Source organism: Mycolicibacter terrae, from assembly GCF_010727125.1.
Classification (GTDB): Bacteria; Actinomycetota; Actinomycetes; order Mycobacteriales; family Mycobacteriaceae; genus Mycobacterium; species Mycobacterium terrae.
Window position 1 is genome coordinate 2,793,151 of record NZ_AP022564.1, and the last position, 25,299, is coordinate 2,818,449.

Consider the following 25,299-nt stretch of genomic DNA (forward strand, 5'->3'; position numbering starts at 1 on the left):
CGGACGGTTCCCCACCCTAGGGGATATCCCACGTCGCGCGGTCGCGAATGGGAAGCTGAACGGCATGGCGGCGCGGGTGTGCGTGGTGGGCAGCGTCAACCTCGACACGGTGTTCGCGGTGGCAGCCCTGCCGGCCCCGGGCGAGACGGTCCTGGGCTCACCGCCGAGCACGCAGCCCGGCGGCAAGGGCGCCAACCAGGCGGTCGCGGCCGCCCGGGCCGGTGCGAGAGTCTCGTTCGTCGGCGCGGTGGGCGACGACGATGCGGGCGTGCGGTTGCGCGGGCACCTGCGGGTCAACGGTGTCGGCACCGACGGGTTGACCACCGTGCCGGGACCCAGCGGATCGGCGGTCATCACCGTGGATCCGGCCGGGGAGAACACCATCGTGGTGGCCCCGGGCGCCAATGCGACGCTGACCCTGGACTCGGGCCAGAGCGCCTTGATCGCCGGCGCCCAGGTGCTGCTGGTGCAGTTGGAGATCCCGATCGCCACGGCCATCGCAGCCGCTCGGATAGCTCGGGCGGCCGGGGCGACGGTGATCGTCAACGTCTCCCCGATCGGTGCCGCCCCGACCGAACCGGCCGGGCTGAGCGACCTGATCGACCTCATCGACGTAGCGGTGCTCAACCAGACGGAGTCGGCGCGGTTCGATCATGCGGTGCCGCACCGGGTGGTGACACTCGGCGCGCGCGGGGCGCGTTACACCGGGGCCGACGGTACCGTCGAGGTTCCGGCCCCGGTGGTCGGTGCCGTCGACACCTCCGGCGCCGGTGACGTCTTCGCCGGCGTGCTGGCGGCCGAGTGGCCGCGCGGCACGGCGCACGCGTTACGCCGGTCCTGTGCGGCGGGGGCGTTGGCGACGCTGGTGCCCGGCGCCGGCGACTGCGCCCCGGATGCCGAGGCCATCAGCGCGGCGTTGACCGGCCTCACACCCGAACGTTGAACCCCAACTCGACGTCGGACGCGGCCTGGCCGCCGCGGATTCCCCAGTTCTGCCGGTCGACCTCGTGCAGCGTGATCATCACATGGTCACGCGGAATACCCAACGCGGCAAGCCGTTCCACGATCTCGGCGTAGAGGGCCCGCTTGGCGTCCAGGGACCGGCCGGTGAAGCAGTCGATCGAGATCAGGGTGCGGTACTCGGGCTGCGCCAGGTGCTCGGGAACCGCGAACCGGTGCGGTTCATGGGCGATCAGCCGCACGTTCTTGTCCTGGGCCGGGATCTGGAAGGCGGTCACCAGCGCGCCGTGGACGGCGTCGATGATCGCGACTTCTTCGGCCGGCTCGTAGCGGCGACGGACCTCGATCAGGACAGTGGGCATGGTCCACACCCTGCCAGATGATCAGTGCCGTTTGGCCCGCACCCACTGGACGGTGCCGAAGTTCTTGACCCGCACGCTGGTGAGACCGTGGCGTTCGAGGGTGTCTGCGATCTCGTCGTCGTCGAACACCCGGGCCCCGGCTTTGGGCAGCAGCTTCCACAATCGGGAAGCCGATCCTGCGGTGGGCACCATCAGCGCGATCCGCCCGCCGGGCTTGAGCACCCGCGCCATCTCGCCCAGCGCCGCTGTCGGATCCGGGATCAGCTGCAGCACCGCGATCGAGATGACAGCGTCAACGGTGTTGTCGCGCAGCGGGAGCCGCTGTGCATCCGCGCGCAGGAAACCGGCCTGGGCGCCGGCCTGCACCCGTACCGCCCGGGCCAGCATCGGCTCGGAGACGTCGACACCCAGCGCCAAACCGTCCTCGCCGACGGCGCGGGCCAGCGAGGCGGTGATGCTGCCCGGACCGCAGCCGACGTCCAGCGCCACCCCACCGGCCGGGATGTCCAGCCAATCGATCGGGTGCTGCCAGGCTTCGAGCAGTCGGCGGGCCACCGCCTGGGCATTGTCGTAGAACATCGACCCGAACGGCGAGGCCCACAGTCGCTGGATGGCACCGGTGTTCGGCGGTGGCGCGGCGTCCCCCGCCCCGCCGAGCAGGTCGAGATAGCCTCGACTCACCTGCGGGTCCGACGGCGGATCGCTGAGCAGCGTCATGGCCCGCTGCAACGCCGGTGACAACGGGAACCTTCGAATCTCGGCCATCGCCGGTGCCCCTCCCTACGCCTGCGGAATCTCCCGCTCGATCTCGTCGAGCCAGATTCGCGCCGACATGTCCGACGGGGCCCGCCATTCCCCCCGCGGTGACAGTGAGCCGCCGTGCGACACCTTCGGCCCGTTCGGGAGCGCCGAGCGCTTGAACTGGCTGAACGAATAAAACCGCTGCACAAAGATTTTCAGCCAGTGCCGGATCTCTGCCAGTGAATAGGCCTGCCGTTTGTCAGCCGGATAGCCTGGCGGCCAGGACCCCGCCTCCACGTCGTGCCAGGCGTGCCAGGCCAAAAACGCGGTCTTGGCCGGCGCGAATCCGTAGCGCAGCGCCTGAAACAGTGCGAAGTCCTGCAGCGCATACGGGCCCACCTTGTCCTCGCTGCGCTGAATCTCCTCGCCGTCACCCGTCGGCACCAACTCCGGGCTGATCTCGGTGTTGAGCACCGAGGCCAGCACCGCGCACACATCGGCGTCGAACTCACCGGAGTTGATCACCCAGCGGATCAGGTGCTGGATCAGGGTTTTGGGCACCCCTCCGTTGACGTTGTAGTGCGACATCTGATCGCCCACCCCGTAAGTGGACCAGCCCAGTGCCAACTCCGACAGGTCACCGGTGCCCAGCACGATCCCGCCGCGCTGGTTGGCGATCCGGAACAGGTAGTCGGTGCGCAGGCCCGCCTGCACGTTCTCGAAAGTGACGTCGTAGACGGCCTCCCCGCGGGCAAACGGGTGACCCAATTCGGTCAGCATCAGCTTCGCGGTGTCGCGGATGTCGATCTCGGCGAACGTCACCCCCAGCGCTTTGCTCAGCGCGACCGCGTTGGCCTTGGTGCGTTCACCGGTGGCAAAGCCGGGCAGGGTGAACGCCAGAATGTCACTGCGTGGCCGGTTTTCCCGGTCCATGGCCCGCGCGGCGACGATCAGGGCGTGGGTCGAGTCCAGCCCACCGGACACGCCGAGGACCACCTTGGGATAGTTCAGCGCCCGCAGCCGCTGCTCCAGGCCGGCGACCTGGATGTTGTAGGCCTCGTAGCAATCCTGTTGCAGCCGCTGCGGATTCGACGGCACGAAGGGGAACCGCTCAACCATCCGCCGTAGTCCGATGTCTCCGGTCGGCGGGTCCAGAACGAACTCCACCCGCCGGAAATCCTGCACGCTATCCCGGTGGTGGCGACGGTTGTCGTCGAACGTGCCCATCCGCAGGCGTTCCGAGCGCAGCAGCCCGAGGTCGACGTCGGCGACCGACCGGCGGGCGCCGCTGGGGAACCGCTCGCTGTCGTCGAGCAGTGTGCCGTTCTCCCAGATCATGGTCTGGCCATCCCAGGCCAGGTCGGTGGTCGATTCGCCCTCGCCGGCGGCGGCGTAGACGTATGCGGCCAGGCACCGCGCCGAGGCCGACCGGGCCAGCAGGCAGCGGTCTTCGGCGCGCCCGACCGTGATGGGACTGCCGGACAGGTTGGCCAGCACGGTCGCACCGGCCAGGGCGGCCTGGGCGCTGGGGGGCACCGGCACGAACATGTCCTCGCACACCTCGGCGTGCAGCACGAACCCTGGCAGGTCGGTCGCCGCGAACAGCAGGTCCGGCCCGAACGGGACCTCGGCATCGCCCAGCCGGATGAGTCCGCGTTCGCCGGCACCGGCGGCCAGTTGGCGGCCTTCGTAGAACTCCCGGTAGGTGGGCAGGTAGGACTTGGGGGCCACTCCCAGGATGCGGCCGCGGTGGATGACGACCGCGGTGTTGTAGACGCGATGGGCGTAGCGCAGTGGCGCACCCACCACGAGGACTGGCAAGAGCTCGGTCGACGCCGCGACCACGTCGAACAGGGCGGCCTCGACCGCACTGAGCAAGCTGTCCTGCTGCACGATGTCGTCAATGGAGTATCCCGACAGGGTAAGTTCCGGAAAGACGGCCAGAGCGACGCCGTCGTCGTGGCAGTCGCGCGCCAGCCGTAGCACCGACTCGGCGTTGGCGGCCGGGTCGGCAAGCGTCGTGCGATGTGTGCAGGCGGCGACCCGCGCGAACCCGTGCCGGTAGGCGTTGTAGAAGTCCCCAGAGTGCTCCATTGCTCCCATTGTCGCCCGGACGGTGTCAACGTGCAGCTTTCGGGTATCACCAAGGTCATGACCGATACCGCGGTGATAGTCGTCGACATGCTCAACTCCTATCGGCACGACGACGCGGAACAACTGGCCGACAATGTCGGAGACATCATTGAACCGCTGGCCGACCTGGTGGAACGCAGCCGCGCCGACGACGGCGTCGACCTCATCTACGTCAATGACAACTACGGCGACTTCACCGCCGGATTCGTCGAAATCGTCGCGTCGGCACTGCACGGTTCGCGCCCCGAGCTGGTTCGCCCCATCGTGCCGGCGGCCGGCGATCGGAAGATGACCAAGGTGCGACACAGCGCCTTCTACGCCACCCCGTTGGAGTACCTGCTCGGCCGGCTGGGCACCCGCCGGCTGATTCTAACCGGGCAGGTCACCGAGCAGTGCATTCTCTACACCGCCCTGGACGCCTACGTCCGTCATCTTCCGGTGGTGATCCCGGTCGATGCCGTCGCCCACATCGATGCCGGATTGGGTGCCGCCGCACTGGAGATGATGTGCCGCAACATGGCTGCAGAACGGTCGACCGCCGCGAAGTGCCTACGCTAGTCGGATGGGCGGAGCCGAGCCGACGGTCTGCGACCTGCTGAGGCTGCTGGTTGGCCGGCGGGTCGCGGTACTCACCGGTGCCGGTATCTCCACCGATTCGGGCATTCCGGACTATCGCGGCCCGGACTCCCCGCCGAGCAACCCCATGACGATCGCGCAGTTCACCGGTGACGCGCTGTTTCGTCAGCGGTATTGGGCCCGCAACCACATCGGCTGGCGCCACATGGCCGACACCGCGCCCAACCTCGGGCACCTGGCGCTGGCCGCCCTGGAGGACGCCGGGGTGGTGAGCGGGGTCATCACCCAGAACGTCGACCTGCTGCACACCAAAGCCGGAAGCCGCCGCGTCATCGACCTGCACGGCAGCTATGCCACGGTGGTCTGCCTGACCTGCGGGCAATCGTTGAGCCGAGCCCTGCTGGCCGACCGGTTGGAGCAGCTCAACCCGGGGTTCATCGAACGGGCGGGACGACTCGGCGGGATCGCGGTGGCGCCCGACGCGGACGCCGTCGTCACCGACACCGCGTCATTCCGCTTTGTGGACTGCCGGCGCTGCGGCGGGATGCTCAAGCCCGACATCGTCTACTTCGGCGAGAGCGTTCCCAAAGACCGTGTTGCCCAGGCCTATTCATTACTCGAAGAATCCGACGCCCTGCTGGTGGCCGGCTCGTCGCTGACGGTGTTTTCCGGCTACCGGTTTGTTCGGCACGCCGCCGCACGCGGTGTCCCGGTCGCGATCGTCAACCGCGGCCCCACCCGCGGCGATGAGCTGGCGGCGGTCAAGATCGACGGCGGCTGTTCCGCGGTCCTGGCACTACTGGCTTCCGAGCTGGCCGGCGCGAATTCGCCACGGTAATCGTCGCTGAGTGCGCACACAATCGGGCTGCATCCGGCACGATGTCCAGGTGAAAGAGCGCCTCACCGCCGATCAGCGCAACTCGTTCCTGGCCGCCCTGCTGGGCTGGTCGATGGATGCCTTCGACTACTTCATCGTGGTGTTCGTCTACGCCGACATCGCCAAGACCTTCGGCCACACCAAGACCGAGGTCGCGTTTTTGACCACGGCCACCCTGGTGATGCGCCCGGTAGGGGCGCTGCTGTTCGGTCTGTGGGCCGACCGGGTCGGCCGTCGGCTGCCCTTGATGGTGGACGTGATCTTCTACTCGACGGTGGGTTTCTTGTGCGCGTTCGCACCCAACTTCACCGTGCTGGTGATCCTGCGCCTGCTGTACGGAATCGGCATGGGAGGCGAATGGGGACTGGGTGCCGCGCTGGCGATGGAGAAGATCCCGCCGGAGCGGCGCGGGTTCTTCTCCGGGCTGCTGCAGGAGGGCTATCTGTTCGGCTATCTGGCCGCCACCGTTGCCTCGCTGCTGGTCAACGACTGGCTGGGGCTGTCCTGGCGCTGGCTGTTCGGGCTCTCCATCCTGCCTGCCATGGTCAGCTTGCTGATCCGCTACCGGGTCACCGAATCCGAGGTGTGGCAGGCCACCCAGGACCGGATGCGGCTGACCCGCACCAGGATTCGTGACGTGTTCACCGAGGCCAAGGTGATCCGCCGGTTCTGCTATCTGGTGTTGCTGATGACGGCGTTCAACTGGATGAGTCACGGCACCCACGACATCTACCCGACTTTTTTGACCTCGGCCGACGGAGCGGGCCTGTCCCACGTCACGGCCAAGTGGATTGCGGTGATCTACAACATCGGCGGGATCATCGGCGGCCTGTTCTTCGGCTCGCTGTCACAGCGATTGGGCCGGCGCTACGCGATCATCTGGGCCGCGGCGATGGGCTTGCCGATCGTGCCACTGTTCGCGCTGTCGCACAGCGCGGGCATGCTGTGCCTCGGCTCGTTTCTGATCCAGATCTGCGTGCAGGGCGCGTGGGGCGTGATCCCGGCACATCTGACCGAGATGTCGCCGGACGCGATCCGCGGCTTCTATCCGGGCGTGACCTACCAGCTGGGCAATCTCTTCGCCGCCTTCAACCTGCCGATCCAGGAACACCTTGCGGCCGCTCACGGCTACCCGTTCGCCCTGGTGGTCACGGTGGTGCCGACACTGATCGCCGTCGTGGTGCTGACCGCGATCGGCAAGGACGCCACCGGGATCCGGTTCGGGACCTCCTAGCGCGAACTCGCCTGCCCGACGACCTCCCACGGGGCACGTCCCACCGGCGCGAGCGTGCACAGTTGTACCCCGCCGACGGCGTGTCGCCGCGCAAACACGCGCGCTCGGCCGTTTGGGGCCTGCGATGGGCCCCGATCGGGGGCCCCGAGCCCGGGGTCAGAACGTGCAGGGCATGGCACGGATGCCGTGGATGAAGCTGCCCGCCACGTACTCCGGCTCACCGGCCTCGATGTCCGGCAGCTGGCGGAGAAGTTCGCCGAAGATGGCGCGCAGCTGGGCCCGCGCCACGTGCGTCCCCAGGCAGTAATGCTGCCCACCGCCACCGAAACCGAGGTGCGGATTGGGGTCACGGCTCAGATCCAGGCGGTCCGGGTCCTCGAACACCGACTCGTCCCGGTTGCCGGACGCATAGAACATCGCCACCTTGTCACCGGCCCGGATGGTCTGACCGCCGAGCTCGTAATCGGTTGCGGCGGTGCGCCGGAAGGTCATCACCGGGGTGGCGTGACGAATGAACTCCTCGACGGCCATCCCGATGCGCCGGTCGAAATCCTCCAGCAGCCAGGCCCGTTGGTCGGGGAAGTCGGTCAGTGCCCGTAGCGCATGGCTGGTGGTCTGCCGCGTGGTGTCGTTGCCCGCCACCGAGAGCAGCACGAAGTAGGCGGCCACTTCCGCGTCGGTGAGCCGATCACCATCGACCTCGGTGTTCACCAGGCTGCTGAACAGGTCGTCACCGGGGTTCTCGCGGCGCTGCGCGGCCAGCGTGCCGGCCACCTGATGCAGGTACGTCACGGACTCGAACATGACCTCCAGCGGGTTACGGCCGGCCAGACAGACCGGGTCGTTGGCCGTGACCAGTGCGTCCGCGGCCTCAGCGACCCGCTCCCGCTCGGACTCGGGGATGCCCATCATGTCCGACAGGGTGCGCAGCGGCAGCTCCTTGGCGCAGTAGTCGACGAAGTCGGCGCCGCTGCCGGCGGCCTTCAACTCTTGCACGATGGCCGTGGCACTGGCCTTGATCGAGTCCTCGATGCGTCGGACCTGCCGGGGGGTGAAGGCCGCGGTGGCCAACTTGCGCAGCTTGGTGTGCCGGGGCGGATCCATGGCCAGGAAGGACTGCGTCGTCTCCAGCAGCTCCGCGGGAAAGTTCTCGAACTGTACGCCCTTGCCGGACAGGAACACCTCGTTGGTGCGGCTCACAGTGACGATGTCGGCGTGGCGGGTGACGGCCCAATAGCCCGGATCGTCCGGATCATCGAGCACGGCGTCTTCGACCGGCGGGTGCCAGCTCACCGGCCGTTCGGCACGCAGCACCGCGAAGGAGCGTTCCCGCTCCGCGGCGGTACCGGACCAAAACGCCCGCGAGGACAGGTCCACCGGGTCATAACCGCGGATCGTGGCTGGCGATGCTGTCATGGGGCCTCCTCAGCGTATGACGCCGATCACAATCGGGTCACGCCGACAATAAGTCTAGACATCATGTCTAGTCAAGATGTTGCATCACCCGCTAGGCTTCGCCGGGTGGCCTCGGTGACCCGCAAGCCCCAGATCAGCCGCCGGGAGCGGCGTGAGGAGATCGAGCGTCGGCTGCTCGACGCCACCGAGCGGCTGATGGGCGAAGGCGCCAGTTTCACCGAACTCAGCGTGGACCGGCTCGCCACCGAGGCCGGGATCTCACGCGCCAGCTTCTACATCTATTTCGAGGACAAGGGACATCTGCTGCGCCGGCTCGCCGGCCAGGTGTTCGGCGATCTCGCCTCGGGCGCCGAACGCTGGTGGAGTGTGGCGCACCGGCATGACCCCGACGATGTCCGCGCGGCGATGGCCGCGATCATCGCCAGCTATCGCCGGCACCAGCCGCTGCTGATCGCGCTCAGCGAGATGGCAGGCTACGACCCGCAGGTGGCAGCCACCTACCGGGAGTTGCTGACCGCCATCTCGGGCCGGGTGGCCCAGATCATCGAAGCCGGCCAGGCCGACGGCTCCATTCGCCGCGCGTTACCCGCCACCGCCACCGCCAGCGCACTGACCTGGATGGTGGAGCGGGCCTGCCAGCAGAACCTCCCGGCCCGGGAAGCGGACTATGAGTCCGAGCTCGCCACCGCATTGACCGAAATCATCTGGGGCGCCCTGTATCTGAATCCCGCGGAGAAATAACTCGGGCACCTAGGCCCCGACCGGGCGGGTCCAGTCCGAGCGGTCATAGGAGTTCTCGATCCTCTTGCGTCGCTTCTTCAGCCGGTTGGGGAACAGCGCGCTGAGGCCACAGGCCGGAGGCACGCGCGTCGGGGAGAAGACGTAGGTGATGTTGCCGCGATGGGTGCGGATGTTGGCGGGGCTGGCGATATCGAACCTGAAGTAGTTGTTGTGGATGGTCACCAGGCCCAGCAGAGCGTTTCTGACGGCCAACGAATCGACCTGCGGGGCAGGCAGATTCGGGAAGTCGGCCATGCCGTCGTACTGGCGGCACAGGTCCGTCACCGCGAAGCGGGTGTCCGCCGGCACGCCGACGCCACCGTAGTCGGGCAGTTTCATGAACGTGACCAGCTTGGGGTCGGCCTGGTAGATGCCGTGGAACGGCTGCTCCGGGTTGGCAAGCAGCAGAAACGACACCCTGCCGGCAGGGACCGCCGACGTCGGCCCGTACTCGCGCAGCCATTTGCAGGCGACCTGCGCCCCCATGCTCACCGCGTAGACCAGCACATCCTCGGCACCGGGGTGACCGTTGAAGTGTGCGGTCAGCATGTCGTCGAGGGACCGCGCGCCGCGTTGCACCGCGGTGACCGCAGGCACGTAGCGCAGGCCGTCGAAGTAGGTGTTGGGGTACTTGACCCGTCTGACCGTCTTGCCCTTGGTGACCGCGCCGCGGCACATGAACCGCAGAAACCCGCTCCACCCCGCCCCGTCGATGGTGAATACGGTGCTCATCGCAGCGGGTCCTACACCGCCACCAGGTCGTCGGCATGGACGACGGGGCGGCGCGCGTCCGGCGCCAGTTCGGCGGTGGAATGGCCGATCATCCCGGCGAGTTCCACCGCGTCGTAGCCGACGACACCACGGGCCACCACCGACCCGTCCGGGCCGCACAGTTCGACCACGTCGCCGCCGTGGAACCGGCCGGTCACCGCGGTGATTCCCGCCGGCAACAGGGATCGCCGGCGGCCCAGCACCGCCTCGACCGCACCGGCGTCCAGCGTCAGGGTGCCCGCCGCGTCGGCGGCGTGGCGCACCCAGAATCTGCGCGCCGACAAGCGATGCGACCGGGGCGCGAACACGGTGCCCACCGATGCCTCCGAGAGAGCCGCGGCCGCCTCACCGGCGGCTGCCAGCAGAACCGGAACCCCCGCGTCGGCGGCCAGCAGCGCCGAGGACAGCTTCGACACCATGCCGCCGGTGCCCAGGTGACTGCCCTCACCGGCCACCACGCCGGTGAGGTCGTCCGGGCCGGCCACCTCGGGTACCAGGCGGGCCGGCCCTTTGCGCGGGTCGGCGTCGTAGAGGCCGTCGATGTCGGAGAGCAGCACCAACGCGTCGGCACCGACCAGGTGGGCCACCAGCGCCGAGAGCCGGTCGTTGTCGCCGAACCGGATCTCGTTGGTGGCCACCGTGTCGTTCTCGTTGACGATCGCCACCGCGTGCAGGGCCCGCAACCGGTCCAGGGTGCGGGCAGCGTTGGTGTGCGACACCCGCATAGACACGTCCTGCGCGGTGAGCAGCACCTGCCCGACGGTCCGGCCGAACCGGCCGAAGGCGGCGCTCCACGCATTGACCAGTGCCACCTGGCCGACGCTGGCGGCTGCCTGCTTTGTCGCCAGGTCCGTTGGCCGCTTTGACAATCCCAACGGCTCCAGGCCGGCGGCGATGGCCCCGGACGACACGATCACCACGTCCGAGCCGGCTTTCATCCGAGCTTCGATCGCCTCGGCGAGCCCGGCCAGCCGGGCCGGGTCGAACATCCCATTCTCGGCGGTCAGCGCGGTGGTGCCGATCTTGACGACGACGCTGCGCGCGGCGCGAATCGCTTCGCGCGCACCGCTGCCGGTCACGACTCCTCCGGACGTTCTCGGCGCTGTTTGCGCGCGATCTTGCGTTCAGCGGCGCCGATCCGGTCGCTGCGCTCAACCCGAACGTCGGTGCCTCTCCCGGACAACGGCATGTCGACCCCGGCCGGGGTGGCCGGCTCCCAGTCGAAGGTCATCTCCCCGATCGTCACCGCGCAACCCGGTTTGGCGCCCAAGCGCAGCAGCTCGTCCTCGACCCCGAGCCGGGCCAGCCGGTCACCGAGGTAGCCGACCGCCTCGTCGTTGTCGAAGTTGGTCTGGTGCACCCAGCGCTCGGGACGTGTCCCCTGCACAACGAAACCACCGTCGCCGTCTGCTTCCACGGTGAACCCGGTCTCCCCCGCGGGTATCGGCCGGATCACCGGCCGGCGCGCCACCGGCTCCGGCTGCGCAGCACGGTACGCCGACACCATCTCGGCCAGCGCGAACATCAACGGGCGCAACCCTTCCCGACTCACAGTGGACACCATGAACACCGGCCAGCCACGTTCAGTCATGATGTCGTCGCGGACGAACTCGGCCATCTCGCGTGCTTCGGGCACGTCGATCTTGTTGAGCACCACCGCCCGGGGCCGATCGACCAGGTCACCGAGGGTTGAATCCCCTTGCATGGTGGGCGTGTAGGCGGCCAGTTCGGCTTCGATGGCCTCGATGTCGGAGAGCGGGTCGCGGCCCGGTTCCGCGGTGGCGCAGTCGACGACGTGTACCAGCACCGCGCAACGTTCGATGTGGCGCAGGAAGTCCAAGCCCAGGCCACGGCCGGCCGAGGCGCCCGGGATCAGGCCCGGCACGTCGGCGGCGGTGAAGGTGTTCTCCCCGGCCGAGACCACGCCCAGGTTCGGCGCCAACGTGGTGAAGGGGTAGTCGGCGATCTTCGGTTTGGCCGCCGAGATCACCGAGACCAGCGCCGATTTGCCCGCCGAGGGAAACCCGATCAGGCCGACGTCGGCGACCGTCTTGAGTTCCAGGATGAGGTCACGGCTCTCGCCCTTCTCCCCCAGCAGCGCGAAGCCCGGCGCCTTGCGGGCCCGCGACACCAGCGCCGCGTTGCCCAGCCCGCCACGGCCGCCCGCGGCGGCTTCGAAGCGGGCGCCCGAGCCCACCAGATCGGCCAACAGCCGTCCGTGTTCGTCGAGCACGACGGTGCCGTCCGGCACCTTGATCTCCAGGTCGGTCCCGGCGGCGCCGTCCTTGTTGCTGCCCTGGCCCTGCTTTCCGGATGCGGCGTTGATGTGCGGGCGGAAGTGGAAGTCCAACAGGGTGTGCACCTGCGCGTCAACGACCAGCACCACGCTGCCGCCGCGACCACCGTTGCCGCCGTCCGGGCCGCCGAGCGGCTTGAATTTCTCCCGGTGAATCGACGCGCAGCCGTGGCCCCCGTCGCCGGCGCGTACATGGATGACGACGCGGTCGACGAACCGGGACATGGCGTTACTACCTATCCGGCGCCACAGGGCGCCCAATTACGCCGGCGACTAGTCGCGGGCGACAGGCACGATGTTGACGGTCTTGCGGCCGCGTTTCTGGCCGAATTCGACCGCACCGGGTGCCGTGGCGAACAGCGTGTCGTCGCCGCCGCGCCCGACGTTGACACCCGGGTGGAAATGGGTACCCCGCTGCCGCACCAGGATCTCGCCGGCCTTGACGACCTGGCCGCCGAACCGCTTGACACCGAGTCGCTGCGCGTTGGAGTCGCGCCCGTTCCTGGAGCTGGAAGCGCCCTTCTTGTGTGCCATCTCGTTCGCTCCCTACTTGATTCCGGTGACCTTGAGCACGGTCAGCGGCTGACGGTGACCCTGCCGCTTGTGGTAGCCGGTCTTGTTCTTGAACTTGTGGATGCGGATCTTGGGGCCCTTGGTGTGCTCGAGCACCTCGCCGGTGACCGCGACCTTCGCCAGCTTGGCGGCATCGGTGGTGACGGTGGTGCCGTCCACGACCAGCGCGACCGGCAGCGAAACCGATGCACCCGGCTCGGAATCGAGCTTCTCGACCTTGAGCACGTCACCGACGGCAACCTTGTACTGCTTGCCGCCGGTTTTGACGATTGCGTACGTCGCCATCGTTGGTGTCTACCTCTACTTCTCGAGTACTTCTCGGGTGCCGCTCGCAGCGCACGCCATCGGGACTTGCGCAGGTGGTTGGGGTTTGTCCGCCCAGCTGGGTCATATCCGCCTGGCGACAACTGGTCTAGGGTACTTGACCAGCGACTAAGGGGTCAAACCGGCGTTGCTCGCCTCTTTTCAGCTGGGTGGCCCCGCCGGACGGGCCGCGGCCCGTCGCCGCCGGGGACGTTCGTATGCCGTCGCAACGGCCACGGTTTCCTGGTCGGATTCGTCGGCCTCATCGGCCTCGTCTGACTCGTCGGCCTCATCGGACTCGTCGGACTCGTCGGACTCGTCGATGACATCGAGGTCGTCGTCGTAGTCGTCGTCATCGTCGTCGAGGTCGACTTCGACATCTTCATCGACATCCTCGCCGTCGTCGGCCTCATCGGCCTCGTCGGCCTCATCGACGTCGTCGACGTCCTCGGCGTCGTCGCTGTCATCCTCGAACTCCGCACCGGCCGGCGGCTGGTCTGTCTCGACGGCCGCCTGCGGCTCCTCGATCACCGACTCCGAGGTGGCCTCGACGTCCGTGCCGTCCTCCGACTCGTCGTCGTCGCGGTCGCCGGACTTGGTCATGGTGGCCATCGCCTTGAACATCGGATGATCACCGGGGGTATGCACCGGAACCTTGGCCACCACCGGTTCGTCGGCCTTGGGCTTCTTCGATCGCTTGCTGCGACGGCTGCTGGTCTCGGACTTGCGCCCCGGTGCGGCCGAATCGACCGGGTCGGCGTGCAGCATGATGCCGCGCCCGGCGCAGTGCTGACACGACGTCGAGAAGGCTTCGATCAATCCGGTGCCCAGCCGCTTGCGGGTCAGCTGGACCAACCCCAGCGACGTCACCTCCGAAACCTGGTGGCGGGTGCGGTCGCGGCCCAGCGCCTCGGTCAGCCGGCGCAGCACAAGATCGCGGTTGGACTCCAGCACCATGTCGATGAAGTCGATGACGATGATGCCGCCGATGTCGCGAAGGCGCAGCTGCCGCACGATCTCCTCGGCGGCCTCCAGATTGTTCTTGGTGACCGTCTCCTCGAGGTTGCCCCCGGATCCGGTGAACTTGCCGGTGTTGACGTCGACGACCGTCATGGCCTCGGTCCGATCGATCACCAGGGTTCCGCCCGACGGCAACCAGACCTTGCGGTCCATCGCCTTGGCCAGTTGCTCGTCGATGCGGTGCACGGCGAACACGTCCGGCCCGGCCTGCCCGGCTTGCTCTTCCGCGCCCTGCGCGGGCCCAGGGTAGCGGGTCAGCTTCGGCAGCAACTCAGGTGCCACCGAACCCACGTATTCGTTGATCGTCGCCCAGGCGTCCTCGCCGGAGACCACCAGCTCGGAGAAGTCCTCGTTGAATAGGTCGCGGATCACCTTGACCAGCACATCGGGCTCTTCGTAGAGCGCCACCGCGGCGCCGGCCGCTTTCGCCTTGGTCTCGGCCGCGGTGGCCTCGATCTGGCTCCAGCGTTCCTGGAGGCGTTCCACGTCGGCGCGGATGTCGGATTCTTTGACACCCTCCGACGCGGTGCGGATGATCACGCCGGCATCGGCGGGCACCACCTCGCGCAGGATCTCCTTGAGCCGCTGGCGCTCGGTGTCGGGCAACTTGCGGCTGATCCCGGTCGACGACGCTCCCGGCACATAGACCAGGTAGCGGCCGGCCAGCGACACCTGCGTGGTCAGCCGGGCCCCCTTGTGCCCGATCGGGTCCTTGCTGACCTGCACGACGACGTAGTCACCGGGCTTGAGCGCCTGCTCGATCTTGCGGTTGGCGCCGCCCAGGCCTGCGGCCTCCCAGTTCACCTCACCGGCATAGAGCACGCCGTTGCGGCCGCGGCCGATGTCGACGAACGCGGCCTCCATCGACGGCAGCACGTTCTGCACGATGCCCAGGTAGACGTTGCCCACCAGGGAGGTCGACGCCGCCGAGGTGACGAAGTGCTCGACCATCACGCCGTCTTCGAGCACGGCGATCTGGGTGTAGCGGGCGCCGGTGTGCGGAGGTTCGCTGCGGACCCGGTCGCGGACCACCATCCGGCGTTCGACGGCCTCGCGGCGGGCGAGGAACTCGGCCTCGCTCAGGATCGGCGGGCGGCGGCGTCCGGCGTCGCGACCGTCGCGGCGGCGCTGACGTTTGGCCTCCAGCCGTGTCGATCCGGTGATGCCCTGGATCTCGTCGTCGCCGGTGCCGCGCTCGCTCTTGGCGGACCGGCTGGCCTTGGCGCGTGGGGCCCGTTCGTGCACGACGGTGTTGGGGGGGTCGTCCGAAGCCCCGGTGTCGTCATCCTCGCCGTTGCCCGCCTTGCGCCGCCTGCGGCGGCGCCGACGCCGGCTGCCCGGCTCGTCGGCCGAATCGGCCTCGTCGTCGCCGGCCTCCTCGACATCCCCGGTCTCGTCGGATTCGGCGGCGGAGTCGTCGTCCTCGGTGTCGTCGTCGGAGTCGGCGCCCTCATCGGAGTTCGCGCCTTCGGAGCCGCGGCCCCGACCGCGGCCGCGCCGGCCGCGCCGGCGGCGCCGACTGGCGGGACGGTCCTCGTTGTCGTCGTCGCCGTCGGACCCGAGGTCGTCGTCATCGTCGGACGCATCGTCGTCGTCGCGGGGCGCCGGGCGCTCGAACGCGACCGGCTGCGGTGCCACGAACAGCGGCATGTAGTCGGCTCGCCCGCCGACGGCCTCCGGGGCGGTCTCCAGCAGCAGCCGAGACTCGGGCTCGTCGGGAACCCCGGTGGACTCCCCGGGCTCCGGTCCCACCTCGGCGGTGGGCTCCTCGACCGACCCCAGCAGGTCACGGACCCGGACCGCCTCGACGCGATCCACACTGGAATGGGCGCTGCGGGCCCGGCCGTCCAGTTCGGTCAGGGCGTCCAGGACCCGCTTGCTGGTGGTGCCCAGAACCCGGGCAAGGGAGTGGACCCTCAATCGGTCCGGTAACTCCTCATGCTCGGTCGGCACTGCTGACACGTCTGAAGAGGGGCCTTTGAAAAGAGAGGGATCTGCCACGTACGTCTCCTCAAGCCCCCGGGCGCGTCGCTGCGACGCGGCCACGCGAGGGCTTCTCGTTATTCGCCCGGTTCACTTCCCCGGGCTTGTGGTGGTCTCGCTCCGAGGGGCTCGGGTGGAACCGACTCGGTGCCTGGCTGAATGAGGACCGGCGATCGGCGCCGCATCACAGATCGCGACCGTCGCACTCGCCTAAGCCTTCATTCGGGTGTCGGAAACCGGTCCGGTGACGTTCACCCGTTGGTCAGTATCCCACACAACCGGCGCATGCCGGACGAAAGGCATTAACTACGACGTCAGGCCAGTGTCATGGGAGACGTCGGAGCCGACGGCTTGAGGTCGGGGAACCACAGCGCGATCTCCCGCTCGGCGGACTCCGGCGAATCGGAGCCGTGCACCAAGTTGAACTGGGTCTCCAAACCGAAATCACCCCGAATGGTGCCCGGGGTGGCCTTTGCCACCGGGTCGGTGCCACCGGCCAACTGCCGGAACGCCTCGATGGCCCGCGGTCCCTCGACCACGGCGGCGACCACCGGCCCGGAGGTGATGAAGTCCAGCAGCGAGGCGAAGAACGCCTTGCCCTCGTGTTCGCCGTAGTGCTGCCGGGCCACCGCCTGCTGCACCGGCCGCAGCTCCAGGGCCGCCAGGGTCAAGCCCTTGTTCTCGATCCGGCTGATGATCTCGCCCACCAACCGGCGGTTAACCCCGTCCGGTTTGATCAGCACCAATGTCCGCTCAGTCATGAAAGCGCCGCTCCTCCTCATCGCTGACGTCACCCTCGCCGCTGCGGGGCTGGGGGCGCCCCCACCGCCTCGTCGCCAGCGGCACCGGCGTCAGCGTACCGAATAGCCGCTGCGCTATGAGCGGCGCAACACCTCGGCACGGAAGTAGGCGATCAGTGCCCACACCGCGGTGAACACCAGGCCCATCACCCCCACGCCGGGATAGACCGCGAAACCGGCGACCAGCGCCAGCTGCAGCGCCAGATTGGCCCAGATCGCCCAGGACCGGCCTTGGATACCGGTGAACAGCAGCAGCACCAGCGCCAGGCCCAGCAGGTACGCCAGCGACGCCGGTGTCAGTCCCCCGCCGACCACGTGGACCACCGGCAGCGCCAATAGCACCACGATCGCCTCGAGGATCAGCGTCGCCGCCATCACGCCGCGGAATCCGCGCCACGGATCGGGCGCCGCGGTTTGGTCGGTCATGCCGGATCCTTTCCGAACAAGGTGCGGGCGGCACCGGCGGTGACCACCGAGCCGGTGATCACGATGCCGGTTCCCGCGGTGTCCCCCTCGGAGTCGAACTCATCCACCAGCGCGGTCGCGGTGTCGATGGCGTCCCCGAGCGTCTCGGTGGTCACCACCCGGTCGTCGCCGAACCACCGCACGGCTGCCGCGGTCAGCGTCTCGACATCCAAGGCGCGCGGAGAACCGTTGTGGGTCACCACGATTCTGTCGAACACCGGCTCCAGGGCGGCGAGAATGCCGCTGACGTCCTTGTCGACCAGCACGCTGACCACCCCGACCAGGAACCGGAAGCCGAACTCGTCGGTCAGCGCTTGCGCCAGGGCGGCCGCACCGGCCGGGTTGTGCGCGGCGTCGATGAAGACCGTCGGCGAGCTGCGCATCCGCTCCAGCCGGCCGGGACTGCGCGCCGCGGCGAAGCCGGCCCGAACCGTCTCGACGTCGAGCTGGCGCTCGGCGCCCGCACCGAAGAACGCCTCCACCGCCGCCAGCGCCAGCGCCGCGTTGTGCGCCTGGTGCTCGCCGTGCAGCGGCAGAAAAATCTCCGGGTACACCCCGCCCAGGCCCTGCAGTTCCAGCATCTGTCCGCCGATCGCGAGTTGGCGGCTGAGCACCGCGAACTCGGAGTTCTCCCGCGCCACCGCGGCATCCGCGCGCACCGTTTGGGCCAGCAGCACCTCCATCACCTCGGGCACCTGACGAGCGATCACCGCCACGGTGTCGACGAGCTCATCAGCGGACCGGTGGATGATGCCGGCCTTCTCCGCGGCGATAACGGCGATGTCGTCGCCGAGATAGTCGACGTGGTCGATGCCGATCGGGGTGATGACGGCCACCGGCGCTTCGACGACGTTGGTGGCGTCCCAGCGGCCGCCCATGCCGACCTCCACGACCGCGACGTCGATCGGGGCGTCGGCGAACGCCGCGAACGCCATCGCGGTGAGCACCTCGAATTTGCTCATCGCCGGCCCGCCCTGCTCCTGCGAGGACGCGTCGACCATCTGCACGAACGGCTCGATCTCGGCGTAGGTCTCCACGTACCCGGCCGGGCTGATCGGCACGCCGTCGATGGCGATGCGCTCGACCGCCGATTGCAGGTGCGGGCTGGTGGTGCGCCCGGTACGACGGCTGAAAGCCGTCAGCAGCGAGTCGATCATCCGGACCACCGAGGTCTTGCCGTTGGTGCCGGCGACGTGAATCGAGGGGTAGCCGCGCTGCGGGGAGCCGAGCAACTCCAGCAGGGCGTTGATCCGCGTCAGGCTCGGCTCGATCTTGGTTTCGCCCCACCGCTGGTCGAGCAGGTGCTCGACCTGCAACAGGGCCGCGATCTCGTCCGGGGTCGGCTCGGTGGTGCCGACCGGATGATCGGTCATGTCAGGCCCGCGAGACGCACGGTGATCCGATCCACTTCGTCGCGAGCCACCTGCTGGCGGGCCCGGATCTTGTCGACCACCGCTTCTGGAGCCTTGGCCAGGAAGGCCTCGTTGTCGAGCTTGGCACCGGTGGCGACCAGCTCCTTCTCCGCGGCCGCCAGATCCTTTTCCAGGCGCCGCCGTTCGGCGGCGACGTCGACGGTGCCGGAGGTGTCCAGTTCCACCACCACGGTGCTTCCCCGGTTGCCGGGTCCCAACCGCACCTCCACGGTGGCCGACGGCGTGAAATCCGCTCCGGGCTCGGTCAGCCATGCCTGCGACGTCACCGCGGCCACCTGGGTGGCCAGGTCGGCCCCGTCGATTCCGGTCAAGCGGGCCGGAACCTTCTGCCGGTCGCGGAGGCCCTGATCGCTGCGGAACCGGCGCACCTCGGTCACCAACTTCTGCATGTCGGTGATCCGTTGTGCGGCAACCTGGTCCAGGACGATTCCGGACGGCTCCGGCCAGTCGGCGATCACCAGGGACTCTGCCCCGGTGAGCTCCTGCCACAGGGTTTCGGTGACGAACGGGATCACCGGATGCAGCAGCCGCAGCAGAGTGTCGAGCACCGCGGCCAGCACGGCGGTGGTGTGCGAGAGCCCATCTCCCAGCTGAGTTTTGGCCAACTCGACATACCAGTCGCAGAACTCGTCCCAGGCGAAGTGGTAGAGAGCCTCGCAGGCGCGGCCGAATTCGTAGCCGTCGAATGCCGAATCCACTTCGGCGCGCACCTCTTCCAACCGCCCCAGAATCCAGCGGTCGGCATCGGTCAACTCGTCGGGCGACGGCAGCGGTGCCGGTCGCGCGCCGTTGAGCAGCGCAAACCGGGTGGCGTTGAACAGCTTGGTGACAAAGTTGCGGGACGCCCGGGCATGGTCCTCGCCGATCGACAAGTCGCCACCGGGACTCGCGCCGCGGGCCAGGGTGAATCGCAGGGCATCGGCGCCGAAGGCCTCCACCCAGTCCAGCGGGTCGATTCCGTTGCCGCGGGACTTGCTCATCTTGCGGCCGTGCTCGTCGCGAATCAGGCCGTGCAGGAACACGTTCCGGAACGGAACCTGAGCTCCGCGCGTTCCCCCGCCGGTGAGTGCGTCGTCGTCACCGACGAAGGTGCCGAACATCATCATTCGGGCCACCCAGAAGAAGAGGATGTCGTAGCCGGTCACCAGGACGGTGGTGGGATAGAACTTCTCCAACTCGGGCGTGGCATCCGGCCAGCCCATCGTGGAGAACGGCCACAACGCCGAGGAGAACCAGGTGTCCAGCACGTCGGGGTCCTGCTCCCAGCCCTCCGGCGGGGTCTCATCGGGTCCGACGCACACCTTCTGCCCGTCCGGACCGTGCCAGATCGGGATGCGGTGGCCCCACCACAGCTGCCGGGAGATGCACCAGTCGTGCATGTCATCGACCCAGCTGAACCACCGCGGCTCCAGGCTCTTGGGATGAATGACGGTGTCGCCGTTGCGAACCGCGTCGCCGGCCGCTTTGGCCAGCGACGACACATTGACCCACCACTGCATCGACAGCCGGGGTTCGATGACCTCGCCGCTGCGCTCGGAATGTCCGACGCTGTGCAGGTAGGGCCGCTTCTCGGCGACGATGCGCCCCTGGGCGGCCAGCGCTTCACGCACGGCGACCCGCGCCTCGAAACGGTCCATGCCGTCGAACTGCGTCCCGGTGCCGCTGATCCGGCCTTTGGAATCCAGGATGGTAGGCATCGCCAGCTGGTGCCGCAGGCCGATCTCGAAGTCGTTGGGGTCGTGGGCGGGTGTCACCTTGACGGCGCCGGTGCCGAATTCGGGGTCGACGTGGGCGTCGGCGACCACCACGATCTCCCGGTCCAGGAAAGGGTGCGCCAAGCTGGTCCCGACCAGCTTGCGGTACCGGTCGTCGTCGGGGTGCACCGCGATCGCGGTGTCGCCCAGCATGGTCTCGAGTCGGGTGGTGGCCACGACGATGTGAGGCTGTGAGTCGTCTGACGAGCCGTACCGGAACGACACCAGCTCGCCTTCGACGTCTTCGTATTTGACCTCGAGGTCGCTGATCGCGGTCTCCAGCACGGGCGACCAGTTGACCAGTCGTTCGGCCTGATAGATCAGGCCGGCGTCGTAGAGCCGTTTGAAAATGGTGCGGACCGCGCGCGACAGGTGCTCGTCCATGGTGAACCGTTCTCGGCTCCAGTCCACCCCGTCGCCGATCCGGCGCATCTGGCCCCCGATGGTGCCGCCGGACTGCCGCTTCCACTCCCACACCTTGTCGATGAACAGCTCACGGCCGAAGTCTTCCTTGGTCTTGCCGTCGACGGCGAGCTGGCGCTCGACCACGCTCTGGGTCGCGATACCGGCATGGTCCATGCCCGGCAGCCACAGCACCTCATAGCCCTGCATCCGCTTGCGGCGGGTCAACGCGTCCATCAGGGTGTGGTCGAGTGCGTGCCCCATGTGCAGGCTGCCGGTGACATTCGGCGGGGGAAGCACGATCGAATACCCGGGCTTGGTGCTGGCCGGATCCGCGGAGAAGTAGCCGGCATCCACCCAGCGCTGGTAGATCGCGTCCTCGACCGCACCCGGCTCCCAGGATTTGGGGAGGTGATCGGCGTTGGCGGCGTTGGGGGTGGCGGTCACCGCTCAATTCTAGGAACGACGGCCGAGTGGTTCCCCCGGAGGGATGCGGCGCCTACGAAAAGACCCCCGAATCCACCCGGATTCAGGGGTCTTTCTACCGTCGCGGGCCTCCGCGGCTACTTCTTGCCGCCGAGCAGCCCACCGAGGATGTCGCCGATGGCGCCGCCGGTCTTACCGCCGAGCATGTTGCCCAGGATGCTGCCCATCGACTGGTTCTTGGCGCCGCCGCCGGAGGCCATGCCACCCAGGATGCTGCCCAGGACGTCACCGAGGCCGCCACCACCGGAGGCCTGCTGCTGGGCCGGCTCGGCCTTCTGACCGCTGAGTTGCTTGCCGATGTAGGCGAGCACGATCGGCGCGATGATCGGGAGCAGCTTCTGCAGCAGGTCGTTGTTGCCGGCACCGGCGCCCGACAGCGCCGAGGCGACCTGGCTGGTGTCGTTGCCGCCGAAGATGGTCGAGATCAGCTGTTGACCCTCGGCCTGGTTGCCGCCGAGCGCGTTGTCCAGCAGCCCCTGGGCCGCGAAGGTGTTGGCCGTGCTGGCGATGTCGTCGGCCTGGCCCGGGTCCTGGGCTTTGTGGCTGAGTCCACTGACCAGCACCGGAACCAGGGTGCGGATGGTGCTGTCCACCTCACCCGAGTCGGCACCAAGCCGGTTGGCGATGTCCTGGATGGGGATCTGCGCGAAGAGGTCGTCAAGTTCGGCCATGATTTCGTCCACCTTCGTTGCTGGGGTCCTGCAGTGACAGCGGTCGAAAATGACACTAGCGGAAAGCGCAGCCGGCCTGCACTGGTCAGTTCAGCCGGGAAACGTCCAGCGTCACACCCGCTGCGCGAAGCCGGGCCAGCAGCACATCGCCCATCGCGGCCGCCGGGGTGAGCACCCCGTAATGGTCGGACAGTGCATCGCGGTCCAGGGCCAGGGCCAGCGCACTCTCCGCCAGCAACACCGAGGTGGCCTGGTAGCCGGGATCGCCCTGCTGCGCCATGACCGCCCGGTAGCGTGCTCCGCTGCTCGTGGTGGTGTAAGTCTCGACGCGGTAGTGGCCGTTTTCGCGCGTGCTTTGGCTGGGGCCGGTTCCCGGCTTGGGCAACACCCGCTCCAGCCACCCGTCCGGCAGTAGCCGGAACAGGTGGCCACCGAGTCCGAAGGTCGCCTTGCCGAGCGCGGTCGCAAATCCCGACAGCGCGGGCGCGGCGGCCGATGAGCCGCAACTCATGTGCTCGGCGTAGCGGAAGCGGCGGCCGTAGGCCCAGTCCAGCAATCCGTTGCTGCGCCGCACGATGCGCGTGTTGTAGGGCGCCATGGCGAAGCCGGCGGTCCAAATTCCGTCCAGTTCCGGCGCGATGTCGCGGCCCCGGTGCCACGCCAGGTCGGGTTCGGGGCCCAGGCGGGGTTCGGCGGGCCGATCGCCGCTGAGGGTGTGGGGGTCGAAGAGCTGGCGTCGGGCCTCCGGGTCGCCGGAGACCGTCCGCAGCACCTCGACCATCGAGGCCAGGGTGCCGCCGGACACCCCGCCGGAGAAGCTCCGCACCACGAGGTCGGTGCCGAGCAGATCACCGCTGCCGTCGTCGCCCGCGGCCCGGTAGAGCGCATAGACGCTCATATCCGAGGGAATGGAGTCGAAGCCGCAGGCGTGCACGATGCGGGCCCGGTTGTCGGCGGCCTGCTTGTGGTGGAGGTCGATGCTCTCTCGCACGAACATCGCCTCGCCGGTGAGGTCGACGTAGTCGGTGCCCGCTGCCGCACAGGCTGCGACCAGTGGCAGTCCGTATCGGGTGTAGGGGCCGACTGTGGTGATCACCACCCGGGTGCGGGCCGCCATCGCCTCCAGGGTCGCCGGGTTGTCGGCGTCGGCCACCACGATCGGCCAGTCCTGGGCGGTGGCGCCGAGCTCATCGCGGATCGCGTGCAGTCGTTCCGCCGAGCGGCCGGCCAGACCTATCCGGGCGCCACCGCCGGCGCGGGTCAGGTACTGGGCGGTCAGTTTCCCGGCGAAGCCGGTCGCCCCGTAGACGATGACGTCGAGTTCACGTGGCGTCTCAGACATGGACCCGACGCTACCCGCCGCCCTCATCCCCCTGACGACGACGGCGCCGGGCTCATCGCCCGGCGCCGCGTCATCGAGAAGGTCAGCCGCGACGGCCGCAGACCGGCCACGCGCCGATGCCCTGGCTGCGCAGCACGTTCTCGGCCACCCGGATCTGCTCGGACCGGCTGGCGTTGTGCGGCATACCGCTGCCGCCGTTGGCACGCCAGGTGCCCGCGTTGAACTGCAGGCCGCCGTAGTAGCCGTTACCGGTGTTGATCGACCAGTTACCGCCGGACTCGCAGGCCGCGATGGCGTCCCAGTTGACGCTGTCCGCCTTGGCGGTGGCGTCGGACAGGACGACCGCGCCGGTGATCAGGGCGCCGGCGATCGCGGCCAGGGTGAGGGGCTTCCGGACCTTCTTCAACATCGTTCCTTTCGCAGTGCGCGCGCCGAAGTGCAAGGGCTGGTGTGCCTGGTTTCCAGGCGGAGTGATCTTCGAGACGTGCCATCTCGGTCAGGCACGACAGCGGGGGCAGGATCTGCCCGCCGGGAGGACACCCGGCACCGCGGAAGCATTCAGGGGCCGCCCGCGGCCCCGCTCACACGCGGTTCCGTGGATTCAATTTGTTTGCCCTGCAGTCGGGCGAGTGGAAATTTACGAAACGTTGATGCGACAAGTCCAACCGCATGACGGGGGTATTTCGGGCAAATAACGAAACTATTACAGCGAGGGGTCGAATGGTTGCGCCAGGTCAGCAATAATTTTTCGGGCCGCGGTGCGTTCAGCGCGCGCCGAAAATTCGTGAGTCAAATCACGGCTATTTTGTGGGCTGGGCCACTTGAAACGGTAGGTTTCGCGCCCGGGTGGCCCGCCGACGCGGTCCGGTTCGCCTGCCTAACCCGCCACATGCGCAACATCTGTCCCATTAAGTGCAGGTCGTGGACCTCATCGAGCCGCAGGGGCGCCGGGCCGCCACCACCAATCCGGATCTCTGCCCCCCAGGTCACGGGCTTCGATAATCGTCGGCCGTGCTTGGTTTTTCCGCCCGGCCCGAGAAAGTCATGCGCGTTGTTTATCGACGATTACAGCCTGTCGACTGTGTCAGCCCGCGCGCGGTTGCAAACGAACGAACAGCGTTCGACTGCAAGGGATTTCGCTCCCAGGCCGGGGCCGGTCCGAAGTGCGACAGAGTCCGCGCGCAGCCGAAATCATCGGCCTATCTCGCCGAGATAAAAATAAGATTTGTTTACGCTAATTACGGCACTGCGGATTCCGTTGTCGAAATCGCCGAACGATATTTGCTGTCAGCGGCTCGAAACGCGCGGCTTCGGCGCTGCGCTCACGACAGCCCCGCCACGTCGTCCGGTGAGTTGAGGTTGGCCAGCGGGGACGCATCGGTCAACACGATTCGTTCGACGTCGGCCACGTCGGCCAGCGCGCCCACCCGCCGTTCGCCGGCGGCGACCAGCGCATCGACGGTCTCGGCCAGCGCGGTGCGGTAGACCCCGGCCAGGTAGTGGTCCCGCCCCGCTCTCGGCAGCACGATGTCGGCCACACCGGCGGTTCCGACTTCCCGGGAACACTCCGCCAGCCGGCCGATCAACTCAGGAGTGAGAAACGGCATGTCGACGGCGCAGACGAACGCGCGTTCGGCACCGGCGCGCGCCGCCGCACGCAGGCCGAGCCCCATGGCCGGCAGCGGACCCAGCCCGGGCACCTCGTCGCGCAACACCTGCGCGGCAAGAACGGGCAATGCCTGCTCCTGGGCGGCCACCACGAAGACCGGATCGCAACGCTGGGAGACGACCGACACCAGGTGCTCCACCAGGGTCCGGCCCTCGAACCGACCCGCCACGGTCAGGGTGGCCTTGTCGCGGCCCATCCGGCGCGATGCGCCGCCGGCCAACACGACCCCGGCCAACCGGGGCGTCATGACGT

23 protein-coding genes are annotated in these 25,299 nt (G+C 68.3%); 5 read left to right on the plus strand and 18 right to left on the minus strand.

The features are described 5' to 3' along the window. The first annotated feature begins 64 nt into the window (after positions 1–64). Positions 65–943 carry a PfkB family carbohydrate kinase gene (locus G6N23_RS13315; RefSeq protein WP_085260276.1) on the plus strand — a complete coding sequence of 293 codons (879 nt, stop codon included), beginning with the start codon at positions 65–67 and terminating at the stop codon, positions 941–943. Here the strand turns inward: G6N23_RS13315 and G6N23_RS13320 are convergent. The 3 genes from G6N23_RS13320 to G6N23_RS13330 are packed head-to-tail and all read right to left on the minus strand — an operon-like array spanning position 927 to position 4,157. Beyond that, complete coding sequence (locus tag G6N23_RS13320; protein WP_085260275.1) at positions 927–1,322, minus strand: tautomerase family protein; 396 nt, start codon at positions 1,320–1,322, stop codon at positions 927–929. The two genes, G6N23_RS13315 and G6N23_RS13320, sit on opposite strands and share 17 nt — an antisense overlap. Before the next feature lie 21 nt (positions 1,323–1,343). Continuing rightward, the gene (locus G6N23_RS13325) at positions 1,344–2,087 is read right to left on the minus strand and encodes a class I SAM-dependent methyltransferase (protein ID WP_085260274.1); all 744 of its coding nucleotides are present in this window, start codon (positions 2,085–2,087) and stop codon (positions 1,344–1,346) included. A 15-nt stretch (positions 2,088–2,102) separates the two neighbouring features. Beyond that, complete coding sequence (locus tag G6N23_RS13330; RefSeq protein WP_085260273.1) at positions 2,103–4,157, minus strand: NAD(+) synthase; 2,055 nt, start codon at positions 4,155–4,157, stop codon at positions 2,103–2,105. Positions 4,158–4,214: 57 nt separating this feature from the next. Between G6N23_RS13330 and G6N23_RS13335 the strand changes: the two genes are divergently transcribed. The 3 genes from G6N23_RS13335 to G6N23_RS13345 all read left to right on the plus strand — a co-directional run bounded on the left by G6N23_RS13335 (position 4,215) and on the right by G6N23_RS13345 (position 6,883). Beyond that, a complete protein-coding gene (locus G6N23_RS13335) occupies positions 4,215–4,754 on the plus strand; it encodes a cysteine hydrolase family protein (protein WP_085260308.1) in 540 nt (179 codons plus the stop codon). Positions 4,755–4,758: 4 nt separating this feature from the next. Continuing rightward, positions 4,759–5,610, plus strand: a complete 852-nt coding sequence (locus tag G6N23_RS13340; protein ID WP_085260272.1) for an NAD-dependent protein deacetylase — start codon at positions 4,759–4,761, stop codon at positions 5,608–5,610. A gap of 112 nt (positions 5,611–5,722) precedes the next feature. Continuing rightward, the gene (locus tag G6N23_RS13345) at positions 5,723–6,883 is read left to right on the plus strand and encodes an MFS transporter (RefSeq protein WP_372508959.1); all 1,161 of its coding nucleotides are present in this window, start codon (positions 5,723–5,725) and stop codon (positions 6,881–6,883) included. A gap of 156 nt (positions 6,884–7,039) precedes the next feature. Here the strand turns inward: G6N23_RS13345 and G6N23_RS13350 are convergent, their stop codons facing one another. Further along, positions 7,040–8,299, minus strand: coding sequence for a cytochrome P450 (locus G6N23_RS13350; protein WP_085260270.1), 1,260 nt, complete (start codon positions 8,297–8,299; stop codon positions 7,040–7,042). A gap of 105 nt (positions 8,300–8,404) precedes the next feature. On the opposite strand from G6N23_RS13350, the gene G6N23_RS13355 reads away from it, so the two are divergent. Further along, positions 8,405–9,040: a TetR/AcrR family transcriptional regulator gene (locus G6N23_RS13355; protein WP_085260269.1), complete on the plus strand. Its 636-nt coding sequence runs from the start codon at positions 8,405–8,407 to the stop codon at positions 9,038–9,040. Between the two features lie 9 nt (positions 9,041–9,049). Here G6N23_RS13355 and G6N23_RS13360 read toward each other — a convergent pair whose 3' ends face one another. The 14 genes from G6N23_RS13360 to mobA form a co-directional block, all read right to left on the minus strand. Further along, positions 9,050–9,811, minus strand: a complete 762-nt coding sequence (locus G6N23_RS13360; protein WP_085260268.1) for a PE-PPE domain-containing protein — start codon at positions 9,809–9,811, stop codon at positions 9,050–9,052. Positions 9,812–9,822: 11 nt separating this feature from the next. Beyond that, positions 9,823–10,929 (minus strand): glutamate 5-kinase, encoded by a 1,107-nt coding sequence (gene proB / locus G6N23_RS13365; RefSeq protein ID WP_085260267.1) that lies wholly within the window; start codon positions 10,927–10,929, stop codon positions 9,823–9,825. Further along, positions 10,926–12,371: a GTPase ObgE gene (gene obgE, locus G6N23_RS13370; RefSeq protein WP_085260266.1), complete on the minus strand. Its 1,446-nt coding sequence runs from the start codon at positions 12,369–12,371 to the stop codon at positions 10,926–10,928. The genes proB and obgE overlap by 4 nt, the downstream gene beginning before the upstream one ends. Before the next feature lie 48 nt (positions 12,372–12,419). Further along, positions 12,420–12,680 carry a 50S ribosomal protein L27 gene (gene rpmA / locus G6N23_RS13375; protein WP_085260265.1) on the minus strand — a complete coding sequence of 87 codons (261 nt, stop codon included), beginning with the start codon at positions 12,678–12,680 and terminating at the stop codon, positions 12,420–12,422. A 12-nt stretch (positions 12,681–12,692) separates the two neighbouring features. Then, positions 12,693–13,004, minus strand: coding sequence for a 50S ribosomal protein L21 (gene rplU, locus G6N23_RS13380; RefSeq protein ID WP_085260264.1), 312 nt, complete (start codon positions 13,002–13,004; stop codon positions 12,693–12,695). A gap of 180 nt (positions 13,005–13,184) precedes the next feature. Then, positions 13,185–15,995: a ribonuclease E gene (locus tag G6N23_RS13385; RefSeq protein WP_095173796.1), complete on the minus strand. Its 2,811-nt coding sequence runs from the start codon at positions 15,993–15,995 to the stop codon at positions 13,185–13,187. A 344-nt stretch (positions 15,996–16,339) separates the two neighbouring features. Then, the gene (gene ndk, locus G6N23_RS13390; protein ID WP_085260262.1) at positions 16,340–16,786 is read right to left on the minus strand and encodes a nucleoside-diphosphate kinase; all 447 of its coding nucleotides are present in this window, start codon (positions 16,784–16,786) and stop codon (positions 16,340–16,342) included. Positions 16,787–16,900: 114 nt separating this feature from the next. Next, positions 16,901–17,251 carry a DUF4233 domain-containing protein gene (locus G6N23_RS13395; RefSeq protein ID WP_085260261.1) on the minus strand — a complete coding sequence of 117 codons (351 nt, stop codon included), beginning with the start codon at positions 17,249–17,251 and terminating at the stop codon, positions 16,901–16,903. Next, positions 17,248–18,663: a bifunctional tetrahydrofolate synthase/dihydrofolate synthase gene (folC, locus tag G6N23_RS13400; protein WP_085260260.1), complete on the minus strand. Its 1,416-nt coding sequence runs from the start codon at positions 18,661–18,663 to the stop codon at positions 17,248–17,250. Before folC ends, G6N23_RS13395 begins: the two co-directional genes overlap by 4 nt. Beyond that, positions 18,660–21,326: a valine--tRNA ligase gene (locus tag G6N23_RS13405; RefSeq protein ID WP_085260259.1), complete on the minus strand. Its 2,667-nt coding sequence runs from the start codon at positions 21,324–21,326 to the stop codon at positions 18,660–18,662. The genes folC and G6N23_RS13405 overlap by 4 nt, the downstream gene beginning before the upstream one ends. A gap of 116 nt (positions 21,327–21,442) precedes the next feature. Further along, positions 21,443–22,036, minus strand: coding sequence for a DUF937 domain-containing protein (locus G6N23_RS13410; RefSeq protein WP_085260307.1), 594 nt, complete (start codon positions 22,034–22,036; stop codon positions 21,443–21,445). An 85-nt stretch (positions 22,037–22,121) separates the two neighbouring features. Beyond that, complete coding sequence (locus tag G6N23_RS13415; RefSeq protein WP_085260258.1) at positions 22,122–23,378, minus strand: saccharopine dehydrogenase family protein; 1,257 nt, start codon at positions 23,376–23,378, stop codon at positions 22,122–22,124. Between the two features lie 82 nt (positions 23,379–23,460). Continuing rightward, the gene (locus G6N23_RS13420; RefSeq protein ID WP_197701545.1) at positions 23,461–23,784 is read right to left on the minus strand and encodes a transglycosylase family protein; all 324 of its coding nucleotides are present in this window, start codon (positions 23,782–23,784) and stop codon (positions 23,461–23,463) included. Positions 23,785–24,700: 916 nt separating this feature from the next. Then, a complete protein-coding gene (gene mobA / locus G6N23_RS13425) occupies positions 24,701–25,294 on the minus strand; it encodes a molybdenum cofactor guanylyltransferase (RefSeq protein ID WP_085260256.1) in 594 nt (197 codons plus the stop codon). Between the last annotated feature and the right edge of the window lie 5 nt (positions 25,295–25,299).